Here is a 21,842-nt window from a genome sequence, read left to right as displayed (position 1 = left end):
CCGATGCCTCAATCCGACACCGGTCGCACTTGACACGTGCAGCATGGGACCAGAGGAAAGTATCCCGCTTGTGTCGTCTCCCAAGTGGATCTGTACCAGAATGCAGACTGAGCATCGACGAGAAATGGAATCATGCCGGGCGTATTCGTGGACCTGCGCCTATATGAGCGGCCACAGAGCCGTCCAATAACACCGATAAAATCGGTCGCCTGACTGTCATTTCCTTGAAGTGAAGGAGTGGCCCCATGGCTTTCGATACGCAACGGCTCCAATTTGCCGGCCATTCCGGCGCAACCCTCGCCGCCCGCCTCGACCTCCCCAACGGACCTTTGCGGGCCTACGCATTGTTTGCCCATTGCTTCACCTGTTCCAAGGACCTGGCGGCAGCGCGCCGGATTGCAGCGGAGCTTGGGCGCGAAGGCATCGCTGTCCTGCGTTTTGATTTCACGGGGCTGGGATCGAGCGAAGGTGAATTCGCCTCGACGAATTTCTCCTCCAATGTTGCCGACCTTCTGTCAGCCGCCGACTATTTACGCCACCGCTATCAGGCACCGTCGTTGCTGATCGGCCACTCGCTCGGCGGCGCAGCGGTCCTGGCCGTCGCCAAGGACATTCCTGAAGTGCGCGCCGTGGCAACAATCGGGGCGCCGGCAGACGTGGGCCACGTGCTGAAGAAATTCGGAACGAGCCTCGAGGAGATCGAGAGGAGCGGTGCGGCCGAAGTCGATCTTGCCGGACGCAAGTTCCTTATTAGAAAGCAATTTGTCGAGGACGCGCGTGCACAGCGCATCAAGGATGCGGTTGCGCGTTTGAAAAAGCCGCTCCTCATCCTTCACGCACCGCTGGATCAGACGGTCGGTATCGAAAATGCAACTGAAATCTTCCTCGCGGCCAAACATCCAAAGAGCTTTGTTTCGTTGGACAAGGCCGACCACCTGCTCACGAATTCCGAGGATGCGGCCTTCGCCGGTCGGATCATTTCGGGGTGGCTGACGCGTTATCTGGCCACCGACGCGCCGCAAGGGACTGCGTCTATCGAACACGTGCGCGTGACGGAAACAGGCGAAGGCAGGTTTCAAAACGCGGTCCAGGCCGGCAGCCATCGGCTATTCGCGGACGAACCCGAAAGCGTGGGCGGGCTCGATTCCGGACCATCGCCTTATGACTTCCTGTCAATCGCACTTGGCGCCTGCACGTCGATGACGTTGCGTCTATATGCCGACCACAAAAAGTTGACTCTCGGGCGAATCGGGGTCGACGTCTCGCACGCGAAGATCCATGCCAGGGACTGCGAAGAGTGTGCCGAATCGGAACGCAGCAGTGGCGCCCGGATCGATCGTTTCGAGCGCGTCATTTTCGTCGATGGCGAGGTCTCCGATGAGCTTCGCGACAAGATTGCCGAGATTGCCGGCAAGTGCCCTGTGCATCGCACGCTCGAAGCTGTGGCGAAGATAAAAACTGTGGTGAAATCAGAATCCCGAGTGACAGAACGATAGCCTCGACGGCGTTGGCTAAGGACGTTTTACCGATATGTTATGAATATCTTGTGCGGTCTCCACAGAAAGAGAACGATCCCGTCAGGTCGAAGTGTCGGCTTCAGGCGTGCATTGCTGTCGCTCAGCAAGCTACTCACCAACTTCCGCCCTCCACCGTTGCGGACATTCTACGCCTCTGGCGCAAGTCAAAAGGACTGCGCGCGGGAAACCGACATACTCATGAAGTTCATTTGGCTTGGCGCCTACGCCGCCGGCGGACGATACCGAATCGACTTTGCCTTTCCCAGGGCGTCGATCGTATCCTCGACGCTGAGGAGGACAGTGGTTTCGATGGAGCTGAGCGCGCCTCCTGCGCCGATCGCAAGCGCGACCGCCGCCATCGAAACGTTGTCAGGCGCCTCCCACAGATTCCAACCATCATGCTCGCCGAAGGCGTACCAGAACCCATGGAGCTTTCCGCCTACCGACTCTATATACGTACGCGCCGCCCCACGCCGATCCTCGGGGTTTTCGATCATGCGCGCCCATGTCTCGGGCGTGTAGCTGAAGCGCGTGAGATACATGGCCATGGTTTGCCTCCTCTGTCAGAACAATGCAGTCAATGCCCAAGCCGGGAAGAACGCGAGACCGGATTCATCCTGCGCATGGTTTCAACCTTGCCGCTTCTCTGCCGCGGCGGCAATCCCTGCCTGGCCCCGAGACAGAAGACTGTAGAAATCACCCCGTCCGCGGCGGATCGAACCGGAAAGATCGACCCGAAGCAGTCCTCCGAACTGTCCCGCCTGTATGTCTGCTATTGCGCACTCAAACGCCTCCAACTTATCCCCGCCTCCCACCAACGTTGCGGCGACTCGAACCGCCTTCAGCCGGCGGGCCACCCCGCTGCTTGTTCAGCGGGGTGGCGCTGTTACGAACATTTTCCTCCGACTCGCGCTAACACGAAATCGTGCTCCACATCCCAAAAGTCGGCTTTGAAGCCGAAGTTCATTGCACGGGCAGGATCGCGGGTGTGCTTGAACTCAGCCAGCAAGCTTTCCTTCACGCCGAAGACCGCATCCGAGTTGATGTAAGGGTCATTGGGGTCGAAGATATGGGTGATCAGGGTCTCGTACCCTTCGGCCTTGATAATGTAATGGAGATGCGCCGGACGGTAGGGGTGGCGCCCGAGGTGCTCCAACATCTGGCCAACCGGACCGTCGTTCGGGATCGGGTAGTATTTCGGCTTGACCGCCCGAAACCAGTACCGCCCGTCGCCGCCCGTCCGGAAAACACCGCGTAGGTTGAATGCGGGCTGGATGCCGAGCTGCTGGACGTCATAGAAACCCTCGTCATTCGCCTGCCAGACGTCGAGCACCGCGCCCTCGATCGGCTTGCCCTCGGTGTCGAGGATCCTTCCCGAGATCACCATGTCTTCGCCCTTCTGGTCGAGGCAGATATTCGCGCCCATTTCGAGTTCCGGCGCGTCCTTGACGTGGAACGGCCCGAGCACCGTGCTTTCCGACGCACCCGACGGTTTGCGGTTGTTGATGGCATCGACCAGCATCGACACGCCGAGGGTGTCGGAAAGCAGGATGAACTCCTGCCGCCACTCGTTGCACATCTGACCGGTGCGCGTCAGGAACAGGATCGCCTCCAACCACTCCTCCTGCGTCGGTTCGATTTCCTTCACGGCCTCGTGCAGCTTGCGCGTTACCACCTCCATGATCTGCTTCATCCGCTCGTTCTTGGCGTTCCTGTTGCGACCGGTCACCACCTCGACCGAATTCTCTTCGGTGAAAAAACCTTTTTCATGCGCGTCCATCGGCACCCTCACTTCCCAAGAATTGTCGTCACGACACGGAGGAGCTCAGCAACCGGATCGTCCGAAATTGTCTCGCGCCGCCAGCATACGTGATGATCGGGGCGCACGAGCACGATGCCGCTGTCGCGCACCCCGCTGAGATTGGCCCAATCGCCGGTCAGGTCCTGCCAGTGCTGACGCGGTCCAATGACATGCGCCTCGATATCCATACCGAGCGCGCGGCCGACGACCTTCGCCGCCTCGATCCATCCCTGCCCGCCGATGCCGGTCAGAACGGTGAACCTCCCGTGCCCGGCAAGATCGAGCGTCGAAGCCTTCTGGCCGTCCTCGCAGAAGATCCAGGCATGCGGCAGGCGCGCGCCCGGCCAGGTGGTCTGCTGGAAATGCAGTTCCGGGTCCTTGGCAAACGGCGGCTCGGGCTGGCCATCCGTGACGACGGCATCCGAGCGGTAGCGCTGGTTCATCTCGACGCCGTGGGCATCGAATTCGTAGATCTTTGCCGCGATCGCCTTACGGATCGCCGCGCGCTGCTCCTCGCCCGCCGGCGTGTTGTTGCAGCGCGCGTCCATGTTTTGTTGCATCTTCACCGGGTCGATGGAATCGAGCAGACCCAGCGCCTTGAAGATGGGCCCGAATTCCTCGATCGATTTGTTGGCGCGGGTGACGATCTGCTTGGCGACCGGAGCGCGCTCGGTGCTGTAGCTGTCGAGCAGCTTCTCCCCAGCCTGGCCTTTGAGTACGAAAGCCAGCTTCCAGGCGAGATTGAAGGCGTCCTGGATCGAGGTGTTGGAACCAAGCCCATTGGAGGGTGGATGGCGGTGCGTGGCGTCGCCCATGCAGAAGACGCGTCCGTTCGACACGCTCGTCGCATACATGTTGTTGACCGTCCAGGTGGAGACCGACTTGATCGTCACCTCCAGGTCGGAAACGCCGACGAGATCGCGCACGATCTTCTTCGCATGGGCCTCGTCCACGTCCGGGACCGGCTGGTTGATGTCGTAACCCCAGACGATCAACCATTCATGCCAGGGCCGCACCATCCGCACGAGCCCCATGCCGATGCCACCGACGTCTGCGCCGGGCTGCAGCACCCAGTATAGCACCGAGGGACGATGGGCGACGTAGCGCGAAAGATCTGCCTCGAACAGGATGTTCATCGAGCCGGCGACGCCCATCCGCCCTTCGTAGGTCAAGCCCGCATGCTCGGCGACCTTGGAGTTGCCGCCGTCGGCGCCGATCAGATATTTCGAGCGGACAGTAAACTCCTTGCCGGTCAGCCGATCGACACAGGTGGTGGTGACACCGCTTTCGTCCTGCTCGTGGCTGACATACTCGGTCGACATTCGCGCCTGCGTGCCGCGCGAGCAGGCCGTCTTGAACAGAAGCGGCTCCATGAAGGTCTGCGGCAAATCGTTCATCAGGCTCGGTGATGAAAGCTGGTGCTCGGCGCGCGAGAGCGGATGCTTGCCCCAGCTCTTCATGCGGCCGATCTCCTCGCCGGCAAGCGAGGTGCAGAAGACGTTCTCGCCCATCAGGTCCTGCTCAGCGGAGAACATGTAAGCCTCATCCTCCACGTCGCGGCCGAGGTCGCGCAACACCTCCATGGTGCGCTGATTGGTAATGTGGGCGCGCGGCGTGTTCGCGAGCCAGCGGTAACGATTGATCACCATGTTCTCGACACCGTAGGTCGAAAGCAGCGCTGCGGTGGCGGAGCCTGCGGGTCCGGTGCCGATGATGAGCACGTCGGTGGTAATGTCAGCCATGTGGCCCTCCCTTATGCGAATGAGCGAGCGGACCGCCGACGAGCATGCGGCGGACCGGAAAGAGTTGTATGCCGGTTCTGTCGGAGAAGGCGCCCCAAAGACCGCGCGGCGCGAAAAGCATGATGAGAATGCCGATGAGGCCCAGCATTAGCAGATACCAGGAACCGTAGTCGGACAGCAGGTTCTGCAAGAGAAAGAAGATTACGACACCCACGATCGGTCCTTCGATCGTGCCTATCCCGCCGATGACGACGATGAAGATCACATATGCCGTCCAGTCGGTGACGGAGAAGGCCGCGTCCGGCGAGATCCGGGCCTTCTGCACGTAGATCAGCGCGCCGGCGAGCCCGGTCAGAAAGGCCGTCGTCAGATAGACCAGTGCCTTCGTCCGCCGCGCATCGACGCCGACGGCGCGCGCCGCCTGCTCGTTGTCGCGCACGGCCGCGAGCCCCAGCCCCTGCCTACTGCGAAGCAGGCGGTAGATGAGGCCTATGGTGGCGGCGGCGAGAACGAGTGCCAGCCAATAGGTAAGCGCGTCGCCCGCCTGGGTCGCCTTCATACCGAAAAGGTCGCGCAGCAGGCCGACGCCGGCCATGTCTCGCGTTGCTTCGCGCGGCAGCGAGGTTCCGGTGCCGCCACCGAGCGCCTTCCATTGGGCAAGAAGGAGCCGGACGACTTCGGCCACCACCCACGTGCCGATTGCAAAATAGGGTCCATAGAGCCTGAAGGTGAAGAAGGCCGTCGGGATGGCGAGAAGCGCGCCGAAGAGACCCGCAATCGGGATTGCGACGATCGGATCGATCCCGAACAGGATGACCGCGCCGAACATGGTGTAGGCGCCGAAGCCGACGAAGGCCTGCTGGCCCACGGAGATGAGGCCGGCATAGCCCGCCAGCAGGTTCCAGCTCTGCGCCAGCACCAGCATTGTGAGAATGAAAAAGAGATCCTGCACCGCGCCGCGAGGGACGAGGAATGGGGCTGCGACGGCGAGAGCCAGAACGGCAGCGCCGATCAGCGCCGAGAAGGACGAGGCTCTCGTGCGGGTTTCGACCTTGAAGGAAGGGATCGCGATGGACATAGAGGTACCTCAGTCGACCGCGCGCGGAAAGAGACCACGCGGCTTGATCAGGAGAACGGCGAGGAAGGCGAGATGTCCGGCGAGGATCTGCCATTCGGGATTGACGGCGGCGCCGAGGGTCTGTGCAACGCCAAGGATCACGCCGCCGGCGAGCGTGCCCCAGAGCGAGCCGAGTCCGCCGATGATCACCGCCTCGAAGGCGTAGATCAGCCGTACAGGCCCTGCGGTTGGATCGAAATTCGCACGGGTGCCGAGATAGAGGGCGGCGATCGTCACCACCACCATCGCAAGGCCGGTCGCCATCGCGAAGATCCGCTGCGGCCGGATACCCATCAGTCCCGCCGTCACCGCGTCGTCTGATGTCGCCCGGAAGGCACGGCCGATTGCCGACCGGTAAATCAGCAGATTCAGGCCGACGTTAACGGCGACCGCCGACAGGAAACCCATCAGGGGCATGAAGCCGACGGTGACAGGACCGAAGCCGATCGAGGCCGTTTCGAGCACGCCGGCGGAAATACGGCGGCTGTCGGCCGAAAACCCCTCGAGCAGGCTGTTCTGGATGACGATCGACAGGCCGAAGGTGACGAGCAGCGGCGGCAGGACGTCCTTCCCCAGTGTCCGGTTAAGGAGGACGTATTGCAGAGCCCAGCCTGCGCCAAACATCAGCGGTGCAGCAACCAGGACCGCGATGAAGGGGTGAAGCCCGAGACCCGTCACCAGGACGAGAAGTAGGAAAGCGGCGAGGACGATCAGGTCGCCATGGGCGAGGTTGACGAGCCGCATGATGCCGAAAACGAGGCTCAGGCCCGCGGCAAAAAGTGCATAGAGACTGCCGAGCAGCACGCCCTGGACGATCGTGTCAATGAAGCTCATGGCGTTCCGCTCCGAAATAGGCTGCATGGATCTGGTCGCGACTGAGCTCTTCTGAACGGCCGGAGAGGGTGATGCGCCCTTCCATCATGCAATAGACACGGCTCGCGACCTTCAGCGCCTGGCCAATGTCCTGCTCGACGATGACGATGGACGCCCCGGAAGCACGAATGCGAGGAAAGGCGGCGTAGATGTCGCGCACTACGACCGGCGCGAGGCCAAGACTGGTCTCGTCGCAAAGCAGGATGTCCGGATTGGACATCAGCGCCCGGCCTATCGCCACCATCTGCTGCTGGCCGCCGGACAGCGCCGTCGCCGGGTTGCTGCGGCGTTCCCTGAGGACCGGGAAGAGCGCATAGACGCTCTCCAGCGTCCAGGTGCCGCCGCCCCTGCGGTTATAGGCGCCGATCAGCAGGTTTTCCTCCACGGTCAGCGACGGAAACAGACGACGCCCCTCCGGGACCATCGCAATCCCGTGAGCCAAGATATCGGGCGCCGCCAGAGCACCGATCGGCTTGCCGCGGCAGAGGATCGCGTCAGGATCGCTTGCGAGCACGCCGGAAATCGCGCGCATCAGGGTCGTTTTGCCGGCGCCGTTCGCGCCGATGATGGCGATCGTTTCACCCTTGGCGACTGAGATATCGACCCCGAACAGTGCCTGGAAATCACCGTAGAAGGCTTTGAGCCCTCTGGTCTCGAGGAGCGCCATCATACTTCGATCCCCAGATAGATCTCTCGAACGGTGCGCGAAGCCATGATGTCTGTAGGCGCCCCAATGCCGACGACCCGGCCGAAATTGAGGACGAGAAGCCGCTCCACGACGGATGTCAGCGCATGCAGTACATGCTCGATCCAGATGACGGCGACGCCCTTCGCATGAATGGCGCGGATGGTAGCGACCAGCGCGTGGCATTCGGCCTCCGTGAGCCCACCGGCTATCTCGTCGAGAAGCAGGAGCCGGGGTTCGGTCGCGAGCGCGCGGGCAAGCTCCAGCCGTTTGCGCTGCAAGAGCGTCAGGCATCCGGCCGGCACGTTTGCCTTGTCGAGCAAGCCGGTGTCGGCAAGGATCCCGGCGCAGCGATCGTAGGCGCCGGCCTCGCTCCGCTGCGCCCCGAAGCTCCCCGCCACGAGAAGGTTCTCGAAGACGGTCAGCTTCTCGAACGGCTGCGGGATCTGGAAGGTCCGCCCCATGCCGTAGAGGCAGCGCGCCATCGGCGGCGCGCGAGTCACGTCGGCACCGCCAAAGCGGATCGTGCCGGTATCGGCCGCGATGTTGCCGGTGATCAGGTTGAAGAGGGTCGACTTGCCGGCGCCGTTCGGGCCGATAATGCCAAGCGCTTCGCCTTCGCCGACGGAAAAGCTGATCTCGTCGGCGACCGTCAAGGCGCCGAACCGCTTCGAGACGCTCTCGAGTTGCAACAGGGACATGGTTGTTCCTCCGAGCCGGTGGGGCCGCGGGCACGGCGCCGCCGACACTCCACACTCAGGCGATCGCTTCCATCTTGCCGGCGACCGGAATGTTCGGCGCCGTCTTGTTGTCGGTGATAACGAGATCGTAGCCGCCGTCGTCTTTCAGCCGCCATTGGCCGCCGACGAGCGGCGTCTTGGCGACGTTCTTAGCGGCGAAGGGCGGCAGGTTCTTGCCGTCCCAAGCGATCAGGCCCACGAGCGTGTCGAGACGCGTGGCCGCGATCGCCTGGGCGACCGCGTCGCCGTCCGTCGGGTCCTCCGCCCGCGACAGCGCGTCGACGGCCAGTTCAAAGAGCGCGTGGGCAAAGCCGATCGGCTGCGTCCAAGGTCGCCCCGTGGCCTTTGTGAAGGCCTCGGCCACTTGAGCGGAAGTCTCGCCGGTTAACGACGATGTGAACGGATGGCTCGGCGACCACCAGACCTCTGACGAGAGATTGTGGCCGGCCTTGCCGAGCGCCTCGACAGCTTGCGGAAAGAGAAGCGCCTTGCCGATCGACGCGACCTTCGGCACGAAGCCCTGTTGCTTGGCCTGGTTCCAGAACGTGGTGAAATCCGGCGGGATGACGACGCCGGTGATGATCTCGCACTGCCCGGACTTGAACGCATTGATCTGTGCCGAGAAGTCGTCCGTCATGTTCTGATAGCGGCCGGGATCGCTCAGCGCATAGCCCATTTTTTCGAGCACCGGCGGGAAGCCGACGGTCTCGTCGCCCCAGGCATTGCCATCGCCGTCGTTCGGAAACAGGCCGCCGACCTTCCTGTTGGTCTCCACCTGCGACCACATATTGGTAAAGACCGCGATGACGTCCTCGAGTCCCCAGAAGAAATGATAGGCGTAGTCGAACGGCTTCCACGAGGCGGGATCAGCGGCATTGCCCTGCTGCCCGATGAACCAGGGCTGCCACGGCGCCACCGTCGAAATGCAGGGCGTCCCCTCGCTCTCACAGGTTGTCGCGACAGGATTGGTCGTTTCCGGGGTCGAGGCGACGAGGACCAGATTGACCTCGTCGTCAACGATCAGTTCTTTGGCGACTTCCGCTGCCCGATTCGGGTTCGACTGGCTGTCCTTGACGACGACCTCGTAGTTCAACCCCCTCGCCTTGGCCGTGGCCAGAAATCCCTCGATCACGAATTTGTCCGCTTCGCCGAAGGCGGCCAGTGGCCCGGTCTGCGGGCTGACGTAGCCGAGCTTCACCGGCGCATCCTGTGCAATCGCCGGCATCGGCAATCCGGCTGTCACCGCGACGGCGCTCCCGGCAGCCGTCGTCTTCAGAAAGTTACGTCTCGTCAGCATGGTTCCTCCTCCCATTGCCTCTCCTCCCGAATGGCGTCATCAATCAGCCGGCCGCTTGCCCTCCCAGGCATCTTGCAGGAGCGCCCGAATGGATTGCCGGTCGATCGGCCGCCGATTCCAGTAAGGCTGTTCCGTTGCAATCTCGGCAGCACGGTCGAGATCGGCCTCGGACAATCCGAGTCCCTTCAGTGCCAGCGGCGCGCCGATATTCTTGGCGAAATCCCAGAGGCCGCCGCCGACCGCGCCCCGGAAAATATCGGCAACAGGCGCGAGCAGATCCGGCACGGCGAGCGCGTTGAACGCCGCCGTGTGCGGCAGCATGATCGCGTGGGTTTCGGCGTGCGGCGTGTCGAAGCTGCCACCGAGCGTGTGGCAAATCTTGTGATGCAGGGCCATGCCGACGGTGCCGAGGACCGTGCCGCAGAGCCAGGCGCCGTAAAGCGCCTCCGAGCGCTGTTCCAGATCCTGGGGCGTCTGGACGATCTGTGGCAGGCTGGTCTTAAAAGCACGCAGCCCCTCGACCGCCATCAGCGACGAAATCGGATTGCGGTCCTTCGCGTAGAGCGCCTCGACCGCATGCGCCATCGCGTTGAGACCGCTGGTGACGCTCATTGCGACCGAGAGACCGGTCGTCAACGACGGGTCGTAGATCACGACCTCGGGAAGGATGCTGGCACCGCGGACCGTCGTCTTCACGCCTCGCTCCGTCTGACCGAGGATCGGCGTCACCTCCGAGCCGGCATAGGTGGTGGGGATCACGATCTGCGGCAAGTCGGTGCGGTAGGCGATCGCCTTGCCAAGCCCGGTTGTCGAACCTCCTCCGAGTGAGACGACGCAGTCCGCGACGGTCTGCCGGACGGTCTCCATTGCCTGCTCGGTCACGTCCACGGGCGTATGCATCACGGCGCGGGCGAACACGCCGACGGCACGGGGGCCGAGCAGTGCCGCGAGCTCTTCGGCGTCCGCCTGCTGCTGCGGAGTCGAGAGAACGAGAGCGCGGCGGCAGCCGATTTTCTCTATCCATTCGCCGGTGGTGGCGCTTTTGCCCTCACCGAAGACGATGTGGGCCGGGCTGGTGCTGTAGACGAATTCGTGCTTCACCACTGCGCTCCCTGTTTCGACCGTGCCAGGACGAAGGTGAAATCGAGCCGCCAGGATGGCTTTTCCGCCGCACGCTCGAAGTGACACACAAGCTCCGGTTTGACGCCGAAGATCGCATCCTGGTGAAGATGCGGGTCGCTCCCATCATAGAGATGGGTGACGATCGTCTCGAAGCCGGCCGCCCTGATCATGAAATGCAGATGAGCCGGACGGCGAAGCGGCAGGCCCGCTTTCCTGAGGAGCCCCCCGACCGGACCGTCGTCCGGCACGCTGTATCCGGAGGGTCTAACAGTCAGATAATGGAAGCGGCCCTCGTCGTCCGTTCTGAATGTCCCACGCAGATTGAACTCCGGCTGGAGATCCGGCTGCTGGTTCTCGTAGAGGCCCGCGGAGTTCGCCTGCCAGGTAATGATCTCGGCACCGGCGATCGCCTCTCCGTCGAGATCCTGCACGCGGCCCGTAACGGCGAGCCGTTCGCCGACGCCATCCAGCGAGATGTCGCTGCCGAGGGGAAGCACCGGCGCATCGGCACGGAAAAACGGGCCGTGGACAGTGTTCGGCGTCGCCAGTTTCGGGCGCCGCCCGTTGACCTCCTCGACAAGCGCCGAAGCGCCTAATAGGTCCGACAACAACACCCATTCCTGCCGGCGCTCATCGCAGGCATGGCCCACTTCGGTCAGGAACGAGATGACGCTGCGCCACTCCAACGAGGTTGGCTTCAGTTCCCTCACGAGCGTGTGAAGATGTGCCACGGCTGCCACCAGCGCCTGCCGCAGCCGTTCGTCGCCGGATGCTGCAAGCCGCCGCGCAAAGATCTCCGACGAGTTTGATGCGCTGAAACTTGATGCCATCCGATCCGGCATGCTCTCTCCTCCAACCTGACTTGAAGGAAGGTAGCAGTCATGGTGATCGCGATTGATGATTATGTTCGACGATTGTATAACACATCGTTATGAAGATAGATGAGCGCCATTTGATCCAGCTCGCGGCCGTCGTAAAGACAGGTGGCGTGACCGAGGGTGCCGCCCTGCTCGGCCTTGCGCAGCCGGCGGTCTCGCGCACGCTGTCGATGCTGGAAAAGCGCCTGGGAGAGCCATTATTCATCAAAGGCCGTCGTCCCCTCCAGCCGACCCCGCTTGGCCGCGCGCTTGCCGATCACGGCCAGGTGATGCTGGCCGCCTCACGCAAGGCGTCCGACACGATCGAAAGTTTCAGGGTCGGCAAGGGCGGCACTGTGCGCGTCGGCGGCACGCCTTTCTTCATGGATGCGCTCATCGCCGGGATGATCGCGGAGTTCCAGAACCTGCATCCGGATGTGCGCGTCGATCAGAGTTATGGTTATTTTTCCGATCTGCGGGCCGCCTTGAAGGCGGATCAGGTCGATCTTGCAATTTGCCCGATCGACATCCTGGATGAAGGGTCAGGATTAGAGTTCCAGCAGATTTTGCCGGGTCGCAATGTGATTGCCTGCCGCGTTACCCACCCACTGCTCATGAAGCGCCGGCCGCAGCCAAGCGACCTCTTGGATTACCCGTGGGTCGCTCCGCCGCCGGGCAGCCCCTTGCTCGCCGATCTTCGCAGCATGTTGTTGTCGTTCGGAGCAACCGAGATCAGGATCCGCTACACGGGTGGATCGCTGATGGGCGTCGTGAATTACATGAAGGGGACCGACGCACTGACTATCCTGCCGCACAGTGTTGTCTTCGCGCTTCGCAAGGACAAGTCGATCACCGCGCTTCCGGTCGCTGTGCCTCATCCCGAACGGGCACTCGGACTGTTGAAGCGCGCGGATGCGCCGCGAATGCCGGCAGTCGATCACTTCGCCCGGCACATCCGCAGCGGCTTCGAGAACCTAAAGCACCTCATCAAGCGGCACGAGCAGTCGGTTGTCTGGGGCGTCTAGCCCAGGACACTTAAAGCGACGTCGACTCGCTGGGACCGGTCCCGCGGCGGATCTGGCCGGGGGTATGGCCAAGCTGCCGCTTCAAGACCGATGTCATGTGTTGCTGCGATGCGAAGCCGCACCGGAAAGCAATTTCGGCGATCGAAAAGTCAGATCGCATAAGAAGCTTTTGCGCTTGTTCAACCCGCCTTCTTAGAACGAACTGGTACGGCGGCAAACCGGTACGTGTCTTAATGCCTTCGAACACCACTCTCAGCGGCAGGTCGACACATCCGGTCAGGCGGGCGCAGCTAATGTCGCCCTCAAGCTCAGCGTCGATGAAGGCCGAAAGGCGGTCAAACTCCGCATCCGAAAGTGTGGAGGCATTAGCGGGCTTCACAGCATGAAGACCTCGTAAGGTCTCGAGATAGACCATGCCGCCGAGATACTGGATCTCCAGCGGATCGAGCGGCCGGCCAAAGCGGAGGCGCTCGCGGGCATAGCAGGCAAGATGGCGGAGCGATTTCAGCCGAATGTTATTGACGCTTCCGCCGCTTCGCACCCTGTCAACGCCTCGGTCGCTTATGGACCCTTGGAAATCATCGGAATACGAGAAGGCGATGAAGCCGTGACGAACAGTGCTTGCCGCGACACGGACACTGCCGTGGCGCGGGTGGAACGCGGCCGTTTCGCCGCGAAACAGCAGTGTTTCCTCGCCGTCGTTCTCGAACCTGGCTTTCGAGAAGATGTCTCCCAGCAACAAACATATGACATCGGACTCGTTGGTGAACTCAAGCGTATAAGGCTTCGCGCCCGCAATGCAGTGGTCGATACCTCCGTAGCTTCCATGCGCCGGAAATTGCTCGAACCCAGTATAGCGTAGCTCTCGCCCTCCCCTAAATATCGCTGTCATTGATCATCCTCCCCAGCCAGCGTCGGTTTCTTCTCGCACCATCAAGGTCGCTGCAGGCGCCATCTTTTAAGGACCATAGCAGCCGGAATCCTCAATAGCGTCTCATCGTCGCCGGTTAGAATAACGGATTGTTATGTGCTGGACGTGCACACCTCATCCATCTTGATGGCTGAAGGCGCTGATCCGGCTTAAGCCGCCCGGACGCAAGACTGCTTAGCCCCACCCCGTCCGAGTTAGAGGCAATGCTGCTTCGCCGCCAGCCAACTCCTCCGCAGGAATTTGTAAGCGCAAAGATTTGAAAGACCCGCACAGCGGGAATCGGCAGCCTTGGCACGGATCACCGGTGTGCAGAAGGTCGGGAGGGAAGCATATGTCGATTGCCAGGAAATCGGGTCTGCCGGTCAAACGGTCTCGCTTCGATGTGGAGGTAGATATCGTGATTGTGGGTGCCGGCGCGGCGGGGCTTGCTTCTGCGCTGTTCGCCCGCTGGCAGGGAAACGAGATCGTGCTGCTTGAGAAGGCCGACGAGCTCGGCGGCACGACCAGGAAGGCCGCCTTCTGGTACTGGGTGCCGAACAACAGGCACATGCAGGAGATCGGAATCGAGGACAGGAGGGATGACTGCATCCGCTACATGGCCCGCCTTTCGCGCCCGGAAGCCTATGATCCCGAGCACCCTACGTTCGGTATGTCGCAGTGGGAGTATGATTCCTTCGCTGCCATCTACGACAACGCCTCGATTGCAACCGAGCTGCTCGCCGAGAAAGGCGCGCTCGAATATCGGCACTGTGACTTCGTGCCCGACTACTGGGCAGAGCTGCCGGAGGACAAGGCACCGAAAGGCCGCGTGCTCTTGCCCAAGAATGCCCGCGAGTCCATGTCGGACGGCGGCGAGGTCGCGATCCGCACCATGAGCGCCAAGGCGCGTGCCGACGGGGTCGATATCCGAACCGGGCACCGCGTGCAGCGCACGAATGTCGACGAGAGCGGCGCAGTCATCGGCGTCGAAGCCGATACGGCCCTCGGCACGACCGTCGCGTTCAAAGCGCGCAAGGCGGTGATCTTCGCCTCCGGCGGCTTCACCCATGACGTCGACATGCGCAAGAACTTCCTGAGCGTACCGGTTTTCGGCGGCTGCGCCGTGCGCACGAACGAGGGCGACTTCGTCAATATCGGTGCGGCTGCGGGCGCCCAGCTCCGCAATATGAACTACGCGTGGATGTGTCCGATCGTGCTCGAGAAGGCACTGAACGACGATCCGTCGCTGATCGGCACCTTTTCCCCATCCGGCGACTCCATGATCTACGTCGACAGGAACGGTCGCCGCGTTACCAACGAGAAACTTGCCTACAACGAATCCGCGCAAGCCTTCTTCACCTGGGATCCGACGAAATCCGAGTACCCCAACCTCGTGCTGGTCGCGATCTGGGACGCGCGCAGCCAGCAATACTCGGCAAGCGACGAGTACGGCCGCTTCATCGTGCCGGAAGGCAGGGACGATGGTCACGTCATCAAGGGTGATAGCCTGGCCGAACTGACGAGCAACATCCGTGCGCGCTTCAACAAGTATGCGAACCGCACTGGCAATCTGACGATCGCCGATGACTTCGAAGAGGCCCTGAAGTCGACGATCTCGCGCTTCAACAAATTTGCCAGGGAGGGCAAGGATCTGGATTTCAACCGCGGTGAGCGGCAGGTAGAGCTTCTGTTCAACGGACCGGCAGCCGAAAGCCCAGCCGCGCCGAATCCGACTATGTATCCGATCTGCGACGAGGGTCCGTACTATGCCGCGCTCCTGGCGGGCGGCAGTCTCGATACCAAGGGCGGACCGGTCACTAACCCCAACGGCCAGGTCCTCGATCATACTGGTCGGCCGATCCGCGGCCTCTACGGCGTCGGCAACTGCGTGGCCTCGGCCTCGGCTCGTGCCTATTGGGCTGGTGGGGCGACCCTCGGTCCTATCCTCGCTTTCGCCTATCTCGCGGCCAGCGCCGCCAGCGGAGAGCCGCGACGCTGATCTTTTCACGGTTGCTTTCCAGGGAGGAAAACGTGGCAGTCACGAAGCAGACAATGACAGACGAGCAGCGCAAGTCGGTCGCGCTCGAATACCTGAAGGCCTTCGACAATGGCGGGGTGACGTCCACCGGCAGCTCTATCATCGAGCTCTTCGCCGAGGACGCGCAGGTGTACTTCCCCAAATGGGGTTTGGCGAGCGGCAGGGACCAGATCGGTAAGCTGTTCGGCGATGTCGGCGCGACCCTCAAGTCGATCGTCCACCACTACTCGCACTTCAACTGGATTTTCTCCGGCTCCGATCTCGTGGTTTGCGAGGGCACAAGCCATGGCGAGCACCGAGACGGTCCGTGGCGCGCTGGCGTTCCCGATTGGCAGGCGGGGCGTTGGTGCGACGTGTTCGAAATCCGCGACTGGAAAATACAGCGCTGCTTCATCTATCTTGACCCAGACTACGCCGGTAAGGACACCGCCCGCTACCCGTGGCTCGAAAACTAGCTTGCGAAGCAACAAGTATTTTGCTCGTTGTTGTTCTCGCTGCGGACGTCATCCGAAGCCGCCATTGGCATCAGATTGGTCAATAGCTTGTTTGAGCGCGGAGCCGGTCGACTCTCGCAGTCGGGTAAGACTTTTGCCCGCCTTCGTTGAACTTAGGTCCTATGGATTAAAGCTGGCGGATCGGTCTTAGAAACCAAGTCAGCACGTGAGCGTTGACCCGGTACGTGGCACAAGGAGACTGATGATGAAGATCGCAATCATCTTAGCCGCCGCCGGCGTAGCGTTTACCACCTTCGCGGGGGCAGCAGTGGCCGATCCTTGGAAAGACGAGAGCGGTCATGGTCGGTGACGCTGGCGCGGCTATTATGACGAGCCCCGATACGAGCGGAGAGCCTATAAGGAAGAGTACCGTCGCAGCCGCTGCAAGATCGAACGCAAGTGGGACGAAGACGAATACAAGGAGGAGATCAAGTGCAAACGCGGCGCACGACCGATCTATGGGTATTACCGCTATTGAAACACACCGCGGTCGGTGCAGGGCCGCTCGTCGAGGGTCATGTGTCGCTCAATCGAGCGCCTCGCGCACGGCGCGACGAAAGACAGAGCGCCGCTTGAGCGTCCGCCATCGGGGCGAATCCGACTTACGCCGAGGAGCAGCCGAACTTCTGCTGTCAACCCGCTACGGCCTTTAGCATCGGACCGCCGAATGGCAGAAATCTGCGCCACTACGTCATTCGGCACCCGCGCGATCGCGTGCGACAACATCAGCAATCGTCCTCTTGCTGATGGCCAGATCGCGTGCGATCCAGCGATAGCTTCGGCCTCCCGCGAATGACAGGAAGATTGTCGCCCACAATGCGGATGGTCGCCCCGTACTGTGCGAGTTCGTTTTGGCTCACTGTCAGGTCAGCATTTCCGCAAACTCTCAATGGGTGACGCCGCGCGCGCGATCGATGATGCGCTGCTGACGCTCCGATATGATTTGCTGGCTCGCCTGCATGCGGACGGTCTGCTGCAGCACCTTCAGCCGCTCGTGCATCGCCTCAAAGGCACGCCGCTGCGCCGCCGACACGCGATTGATGACGTCCTTCTCGCCGCGCAGGATGGCGTTTCTGCCGAAGCGCTCGTCGAGCGCCCGGCTGACCGCGGCGAATTCCTGACGGACGCGCGGATCGAGCGAGCCCGCGGCAACGTCGAGCTTGCTGCCCTTCTTTTTCATCTCCGCTGCCAGTCGGTGGAGGGCATCTTCGGCGGCGTCCGACAATCCGGGAATGGCGACTGCCATGCGGCGGCGCTCTTCCATGATAGCCTGGCGCTCGCCATCGAAGGCGCTGACATAAGCCGCGCCGAGCGAGCGCAAACGAACGGACGCCTCGGGCACGGCTTGCAGCGCCTCCTTCCGTTCCCTTCCGGAGGCGAGCATCCGGTCCATCAGGCGATCTGAGCCGCGCAGCGCACCATAGGCTGCCGGGTCATTGGTCACAGCGGCCGCGATCCGCTCGGCCGCAAAGCCGTTGACGATCAAGTGCTCAATCTTGTCGACGGCGCCAGCCGGATCGCGCCAGATGCGTGTGGCAGTCTCGGCGAGCGACGCGCGTTGATGGCGATAGTGCGCCACAGAAAGCGCTCGTGGGCGCGCCTCCTCGTCCACCGGCGTCCTGAACTCCGTCACGGCGGCAAGCATCGGCAACACGGCTTTTGCTTCCTTCCCGTACTCGACACTTGCACCGGCAACGATCTTCGAACGATCCTTCTTTTCAGCAAGGTGCTGCTCCTCGGTGAAACGACGGACAACCTGGAAGAGCCGCGTCAGCTTCCCGCGCCGTTCATCCGTGAGATCTTCCGGCATGCGCTCGGCGATATTGCGCTCGGCAATCGCATCGGCCCTCGCGGTGAAGGCACTCCAGCCGAAGCGGGCGGTCAGTGCATCGCTCACGGCCTTCACCTCCTGCACGAGCGAGCGATCCTCGGCTGCAAAGGAGAAGGCGGTCTTCCAGGCGTCGTCACCACCCTGCCTGCGCACAGCCTCGATTTCGACGAGGCGCGTCATGGCCTGCTTCGAAATCGCCGGGATCGACAGGGACATATGGGCACGGCGCGTCTGCTCGCGCTCGCGGAAGCGTTCGGCGTTCCGGCGGAATTCGGTCGCGTGCGCCCGGGCCAGTGGAAGCAATTCCTTCAATGCCGCCGTGGCGATGCTGCGCTCCTCGCGCGCCGCGCGGCCATCGACCATGAGGTCGGACCCTCGCAGGCGACTAAGGCGGCCTGGTGCTTTGGCGAGATCATCAGCGAGTTTGCGGGGTTCGATGGCGGCATCCGAGGCGAGCGCATTCAAGTGGACAAGCGCCGCGTCGGGATCGCGGTAGATCTTCTTGAGCAGCGGCTGGAGGACTTCCTCCCGCTCCTTCCACCGTTCCGAGGAGAGCTGAGTAAGGCGTGCATCCTCCTCGACGCTGCGGGCGAACGCGGTGGCGGGCGGGATCAGATACTTCCCATCCGACGGGCTTCCGGCTGAGAAAGATGCGGTCCGTTCCTCGTTGTACGAGACACGCCTTTCGCGCTCGATCGCAAAGCCGAGCGCCACACTCGCCCGCTCCCAGAGCTTGGCCACCTGCCCGCGCTTTTCCGCAATCCACGCCATCCGCCGGGAACCGCCCTTCTCCATCCCGGCCGCAACCTCGGCGAGCGTATCGATACCGCGCCGCCCCGCGAAATCGCAGGCGTGCGCCTGGTAGCCTTCCTCGCTCGCGAAATCGAGCGTCGTCGTCTTGGCGCCGGATCGCCCAAGGCGCTCGACAAGCTGCTTGAACAGTTCCGGCCGATGGCTTTCCCGCTCGATCCTCTCTTGGCGTGCATCGGCGGTTTCGATCTGCTTGGCCGTCCAGACGTTTCGATCGACCTCTCTTTCCTCGAAGCGCTTCTGCCCGGTTTTCTCGTCGACAATAGGAACCTGGACCTTGACCCGCTCCACTCCGTCCTTGCGCAGGATCACCGTATCGCCCTCGGAGACGCCCCCTTCCTCGAGCGCCTTCGGCAGGCACACGCCCCAGAGACGATGGACGGTTCGATCGTCCGTCTTCACGTCGGCATAGGGGCTCTCGTCCGCATCCTCGTCATCGGGCCGGAACTTGGCCTGCCCGGTTTCCACGAGCTCGCCGGTGACGCCCGCGGCATGATCGACGCGCGGCTTGCGAACCCATTCCGGCTTTGCCTCGAAGTCCTCTTTCGCCGCATAGAGATCGGCGCGGTCGCGATGGCGGGTCATCGCCACATAGGTCAGATGCTGGTCCATCATGCCGGTAGCCAGCACGAAGGTCCGGTCGACCGTCGACCCTTGGGACTTGTGGATGGTCGCGGCATAGCCATGATCGACATTGCAATAGCTCTCCTCGCTGATGACGACGTCACGGCCATTGTCGAGGCGGACCGCGAGCCGCGCATCGCCCCGTTTGTTGCCGGTGGAAACGACCGTGCCGAGCATGCCGTTCTTGACGTATTGTGGGCCGAGATGCCGCGCGCGCGGTTCCAGGAAGCGGGCGTTTTCGAGGAAGATGATGCGGTCGCCGGCGGCGAACTCGCGCAGGCCTCGCGCCGTCTGGAATTGGCGTGCGCCTGCCAGCGCACCCTCGTCCGCCATCACCTGGCGCAAGGCCTCGTTCAGCTTCCGGACGTCGTCATTGGTGTGGGCGAGCACGAGCAGCTCATCGCCACGAAGCCGACGCGCTTCCTCGCCAACGATGGATTTCTGAAAAAACGCACGGCGCGCACCCGCCCAATCGGCAACGATGCGAGCGATGATCTCGTCCCGCGTCTCCGTCTCGACCAGCCGGCTATGCGAGGCATAGGCGTCGAGGCCTTTCTCGATCTCGCCGCGGGCGAAGAGACGGGATGCATCGCGCGCCCACTCATCACGCTGGCGGCGCACACCGGCAAGTTCGGCAAACCCTATCCGTTCGGTGATTGCCCTGAACGCGGCGCCCGCCTGGATCGGCTGCAACTGCATCGCGTCACCGACGAGCACGACCTTCGCCTCCGCCTCCTCGGCGATCTTCAGGACGCGCGCCATCTGCTGCGACGAGATCATGCCGGCCTCATCGATCACCAGCACATCGCCGCGATTGAGCCGTTCACGCCCACCGGCCCACGCCAGTTCCCATGAAGCCAGCGTGCGCGACCTGATGCCGGAACTGTCCTCCAGACCTTCGGCCGCCTTGCCGGCAAGTGCTGCGCCGATCACCCGGCGGCCTTCACCTTCCCATGCGACGCGGGCCGCCGCCAGCAGCGTCGACTTGCCGGCGCCGGCAAGACCAACCACAGCGGCAATGCCATTGTCGCGCGTGACGTGCCGAACGGCATCAACCTGTTCCGTATCGAGCTTGAAGGTTTTTGCGGTATCGGCCGTTTCGATACTTTTTACGGCTGCGGCGACTTGGGCACCGGAGATGCCAAAGCCCTTGCGTTTCGACAGGACCTCAGCCGACTGCGCCATGTCATATTCGATGCGCAGGATCTCCCGCGTGGTAAAGACCGCTGGTTCCGTTGCCTTGCCGGTATGGGTATCAACCTGCTGCGGCTTGAGCAGCACCAGATCGTCCGAGGCCATTAGTCGTGCTGTTATATTGCCGAAGTCGACGGGATCATCGACGTAGCGATGCAGCGCCTTGGCGATATCCTTTTCGTCGAAGGTGGAGCGTTCGTTGCCGAGTTGCTTCAGCAGAAGCTCGGGATCAGCAAGCAGCCGGTCGGCCATCTCCTGCCGCCGCGCCAGATCGGCCGGCGCGAAATACATCTCGATGCCCTTGCGGGCGAGCGCCGCTTTCTCGGGGCCGAGATGTTTTTGCGCGATGCCGTCGAGGCACTGCTCGGCTGAGGGCCGCCCGTCGAGGCGGATCTCATGACCGGCGAGCGCCAAATGCCGGTTGGCGGTTTCCGCCCAGGCAATCTTCCACGCCTTCATGGTTTCCTTGTCGCCAGCCCAGAGCTTGTAGACGATCTTGCCGTTCGGCCTGTCCGGCGTGACGACGCGCAACGGCTCGCCGTCTTCGCCAAGCACCGGAACCTTCTTCGGCCCGAACCCCTCCTCCGCCAGGGGACGCAGCGTGGTCATCAGATGGATATGCGGATTGCCGTCCTTGTCGTGATAGACCCAATCGGCGACCATTCCCTTGGACGTGAAATTGTCCCGCACGAACTCGCGCACCAGGGCGATGTTCTCCGCCCGCGTCAGTTCCTCCGGCAGGGCGATGATGAGCTCGCGGGCCAGCTGCGCGTCCACCCGCGTCTCGAAGGCGTCGAGCGCATTCCAGAGCGCCTCGCTGGCCTTAGCGACGGATTGCCCCTGAATTGCCATCTTGAGCCAGGCCGGGATCTGGTCGGGCAGCGCTAGCTCCTCATGCACCAGTTCCCGCGACCCGCCGCGATAGCTGAACGACCTGCCGGCCTGCTCGTCCATCATCCGGGCGCGGTGACGATAGGCGGCGGCCGAGACGATGCTGCGTCCCGATCCCCTGCTGATCACCTGCGCTCTGACGAACATAATCGCCACGACTGCCTCCAGACCTCTCCAAAGCACGTCGCGCCAGCGACGTATATTGCGCCCTCAAACCGATCGGCCTGCCAAGGCCGATGCCGCTTCTCCGGAAGACGGCCATTTGCCGGAATTC

16 protein-coding genes and 1 pseudogene are annotated in these 21,842 nt (G+C 62.6%); 5 read left to right on the top strand and 12 right to left on the bottom strand.

Annotated elements, in window-relative coordinates:
* The first annotated feature begins 245 nt into the window (after nucleotides 1-245).
* On the top strand, nucleotides 246-1,496 hold the full coding sequence (locus EKH55_RS22610; RefSeq protein WP_151613238.1) for a bifunctional alpha/beta hydrolase/OsmC family protein: 1,251 nt from the start codon (nucleotides 246-248) through the stop codon (nucleotides 1,494-1,496).
* A 242-nt stretch (nucleotides 1,497-1,738) separates the two neighbouring features.
* On the opposite strand, the gene EKH55_RS22605 is transcribed toward EKH55_RS22610, so the two are convergent.
* From EKH55_RS22605 to EKH55_RS22560, 10 genes are all read right to left on the bottom strand, one after another.
* Nucleotides 1,739-2,065 carry a GYD domain-containing protein gene (locus EKH55_RS22605; RefSeq protein ID WP_192803788.1) on the bottom strand — a complete coding sequence of 109 codons (327 nt, stop codon included), beginning with the start codon at nucleotides 2,063-2,065 and terminating at the stop codon, nucleotides 1,739-1,741.
* 338 nt (nucleotides 2,066-2,403) lie between these two features.
* Nucleotides 2,404-3,297, bottom strand: coding sequence for an intradiol ring-cleavage dioxygenase (locus EKH55_RS22600; RefSeq protein ID WP_151613237.1), 894 nt, complete (start codon nucleotides 3,295-3,297; stop codon nucleotides 2,404-2,406).
* 8 nt (nucleotides 3,298-3,305) lie between these two features.
* A complete protein-coding gene (locus EKH55_RS22595) occupies nucleotides 3,306-5,060 on the bottom strand; it encodes an FAD-dependent oxidoreductase (protein ID WP_151613236.1) in 1,755 nt (584 codons plus the stop codon).
* Nucleotides 5,053-6,138 (bottom strand): branched-chain amino acid ABC transporter permease, encoded by a 1,086-nt coding sequence (locus EKH55_RS22590; RefSeq protein WP_151613235.1) that lies wholly within the window; start codon nucleotides 6,136-6,138, stop codon nucleotides 5,053-5,055. Before EKH55_RS22590 ends, EKH55_RS22595 begins: the two co-directional genes overlap by 8 nt.
* Before the next feature lie 9 nt (nucleotides 6,139-6,147).
* Nucleotides 6,148-7,011: a branched-chain amino acid ABC transporter permease gene (locus tag EKH55_RS22585; RefSeq protein WP_151613234.1), complete on the bottom strand. Its 864-nt coding sequence runs from the start codon at nucleotides 7,009-7,011 to the stop codon at nucleotides 6,148-6,150.
* A complete protein-coding gene (locus tag EKH55_RS22580; protein WP_151613914.1) occupies nucleotides 6,998-7,717 on the bottom strand; it encodes an ABC transporter ATP-binding protein in 720 nt (239 codons plus the stop codon). Before EKH55_RS22580 ends, EKH55_RS22585 begins: the two co-directional genes overlap by 14 nt.
* Entirely contained in the window at nucleotides 7,717-8,436 is a 720-nt protein-coding gene (locus tag EKH55_RS22575; RefSeq protein WP_151613233.1) for an ABC transporter ATP-binding protein, read from the bottom strand. Before EKH55_RS22575 ends, EKH55_RS22580 begins: the two co-directional genes overlap by 1 nt.
* A 55-nt stretch (nucleotides 8,437-8,491) precedes the next feature.
* Nucleotides 8,492-9,772 carry an ABC transporter substrate-binding protein gene (locus EKH55_RS22570; RefSeq protein ID WP_151613232.1) on the bottom strand — a complete coding sequence of 427 codons (1,281 nt, stop codon included), beginning with the start codon at nucleotides 9,770-9,772 and terminating at the stop codon, nucleotides 8,492-8,494.
* 39 nt (nucleotides 9,773-9,811) lie between these two features.
* Nucleotides 9,812-10,873: a maleylacetate reductase gene (locus EKH55_RS22565; RefSeq protein ID WP_151613231.1), complete on the bottom strand. Its 1,062-nt coding sequence runs from the start codon at nucleotides 10,871-10,873 to the stop codon at nucleotides 9,812-9,814.
* Nucleotides 10,870-11,736, bottom strand: coding sequence for a dioxygenase family protein (locus EKH55_RS22560; RefSeq protein WP_151613230.1), 867 nt, complete (start codon nucleotides 11,734-11,736; stop codon nucleotides 10,870-10,872). The genes EKH55_RS22565 and EKH55_RS22560 overlap by 4 nt, the downstream gene beginning before the upstream one ends.
* 89 nt (nucleotides 11,737-11,825) lie before the next feature.
* On the opposite strand from EKH55_RS22560, the gene EKH55_RS22555 reads away from it, so the two are divergent.
* Nucleotides 11,826-12,776: a LysR family transcriptional regulator gene (locus EKH55_RS22555; protein WP_151613229.1), complete on the top strand. Its 951-nt coding sequence runs from the start codon at nucleotides 11,826-11,828 to the stop codon at nucleotides 12,774-12,776.
* 10 nt (nucleotides 12,777-12,786) lie between these two features.
* Here EKH55_RS22555 and EKH55_RS22550 read toward each other — a convergent pair whose 3' ends face one another.
* Nucleotides 12,787-13,668 (bottom strand): helix-turn-helix domain-containing protein, encoded by an 882-nt coding sequence (locus EKH55_RS22550; protein ID WP_151613228.1) that lies wholly within the window; start codon nucleotides 13,666-13,668, stop codon nucleotides 12,787-12,789.
* 370 nt (nucleotides 13,669-14,038) lie between these two features.
* Between EKH55_RS22550 and EKH55_RS22545 the strand changes: the two genes are divergently transcribed.
* The 3 genes and pseudogenes from EKH55_RS22545 to EKH55_RS22535 all read left to right on the top strand — a co-directional run bounded on the left by EKH55_RS22545 (nucleotide 14,039) and on the right by EKH55_RS22535 (nucleotide 16,696).
* On the top strand, nucleotides 14,039-15,685 hold the full coding sequence (locus EKH55_RS22545) for an FAD-dependent oxidoreductase (protein ID WP_151613227.1): 1,647 nt from the start codon (nucleotides 14,039-14,041) through the stop codon (nucleotides 15,683-15,685).
* A gap of 32 nt (nucleotides 15,686-15,717) precedes the next feature.
* On the top strand, nucleotides 15,718-16,179 hold the full coding sequence (locus tag EKH55_RS22540; RefSeq protein ID WP_210249912.1) for a nuclear transport factor 2 family protein: 462 nt from the start codon (nucleotides 15,718-15,720) through the stop codon (nucleotides 16,177-16,179).
* 244 nt (nucleotides 16,180-16,423) lie between these two features.
* Nucleotides 16,424-16,696, top strand: a pseudogene (locus tag EKH55_RS22535) (hypothetical protein).
* Nucleotides 16,697-17,104: 408 nt separating this feature from the next.
* On the opposite strand, the gene traA reads toward EKH55_RS22535, so the two are convergent.
* A complete protein-coding gene (traA, locus tag EKH55_RS22525) occupies nucleotides 17,105-21,724 on the bottom strand; it encodes a Ti-type conjugative transfer relaxase TraA (protein WP_151613226.1) in 4,620 nt (1,539 codons plus the stop codon).
* Nucleotides 21,725-21,842 lie beyond the last annotated feature (118 nt).

This window comes from Sinorhizobium alkalisoli, assembly GCF_008932245.1.
GTDB classification, from domain to species: Bacteria; Pseudomonadota; Alphaproteobacteria; order Rhizobiales; family Rhizobiaceae; genus Sinorhizobium; species Sinorhizobium alkalisoli.
Note: the sequence above shows the minus strand (reverse complement) of the source record. Positions and strands in the feature narration are given on the sequence as shown.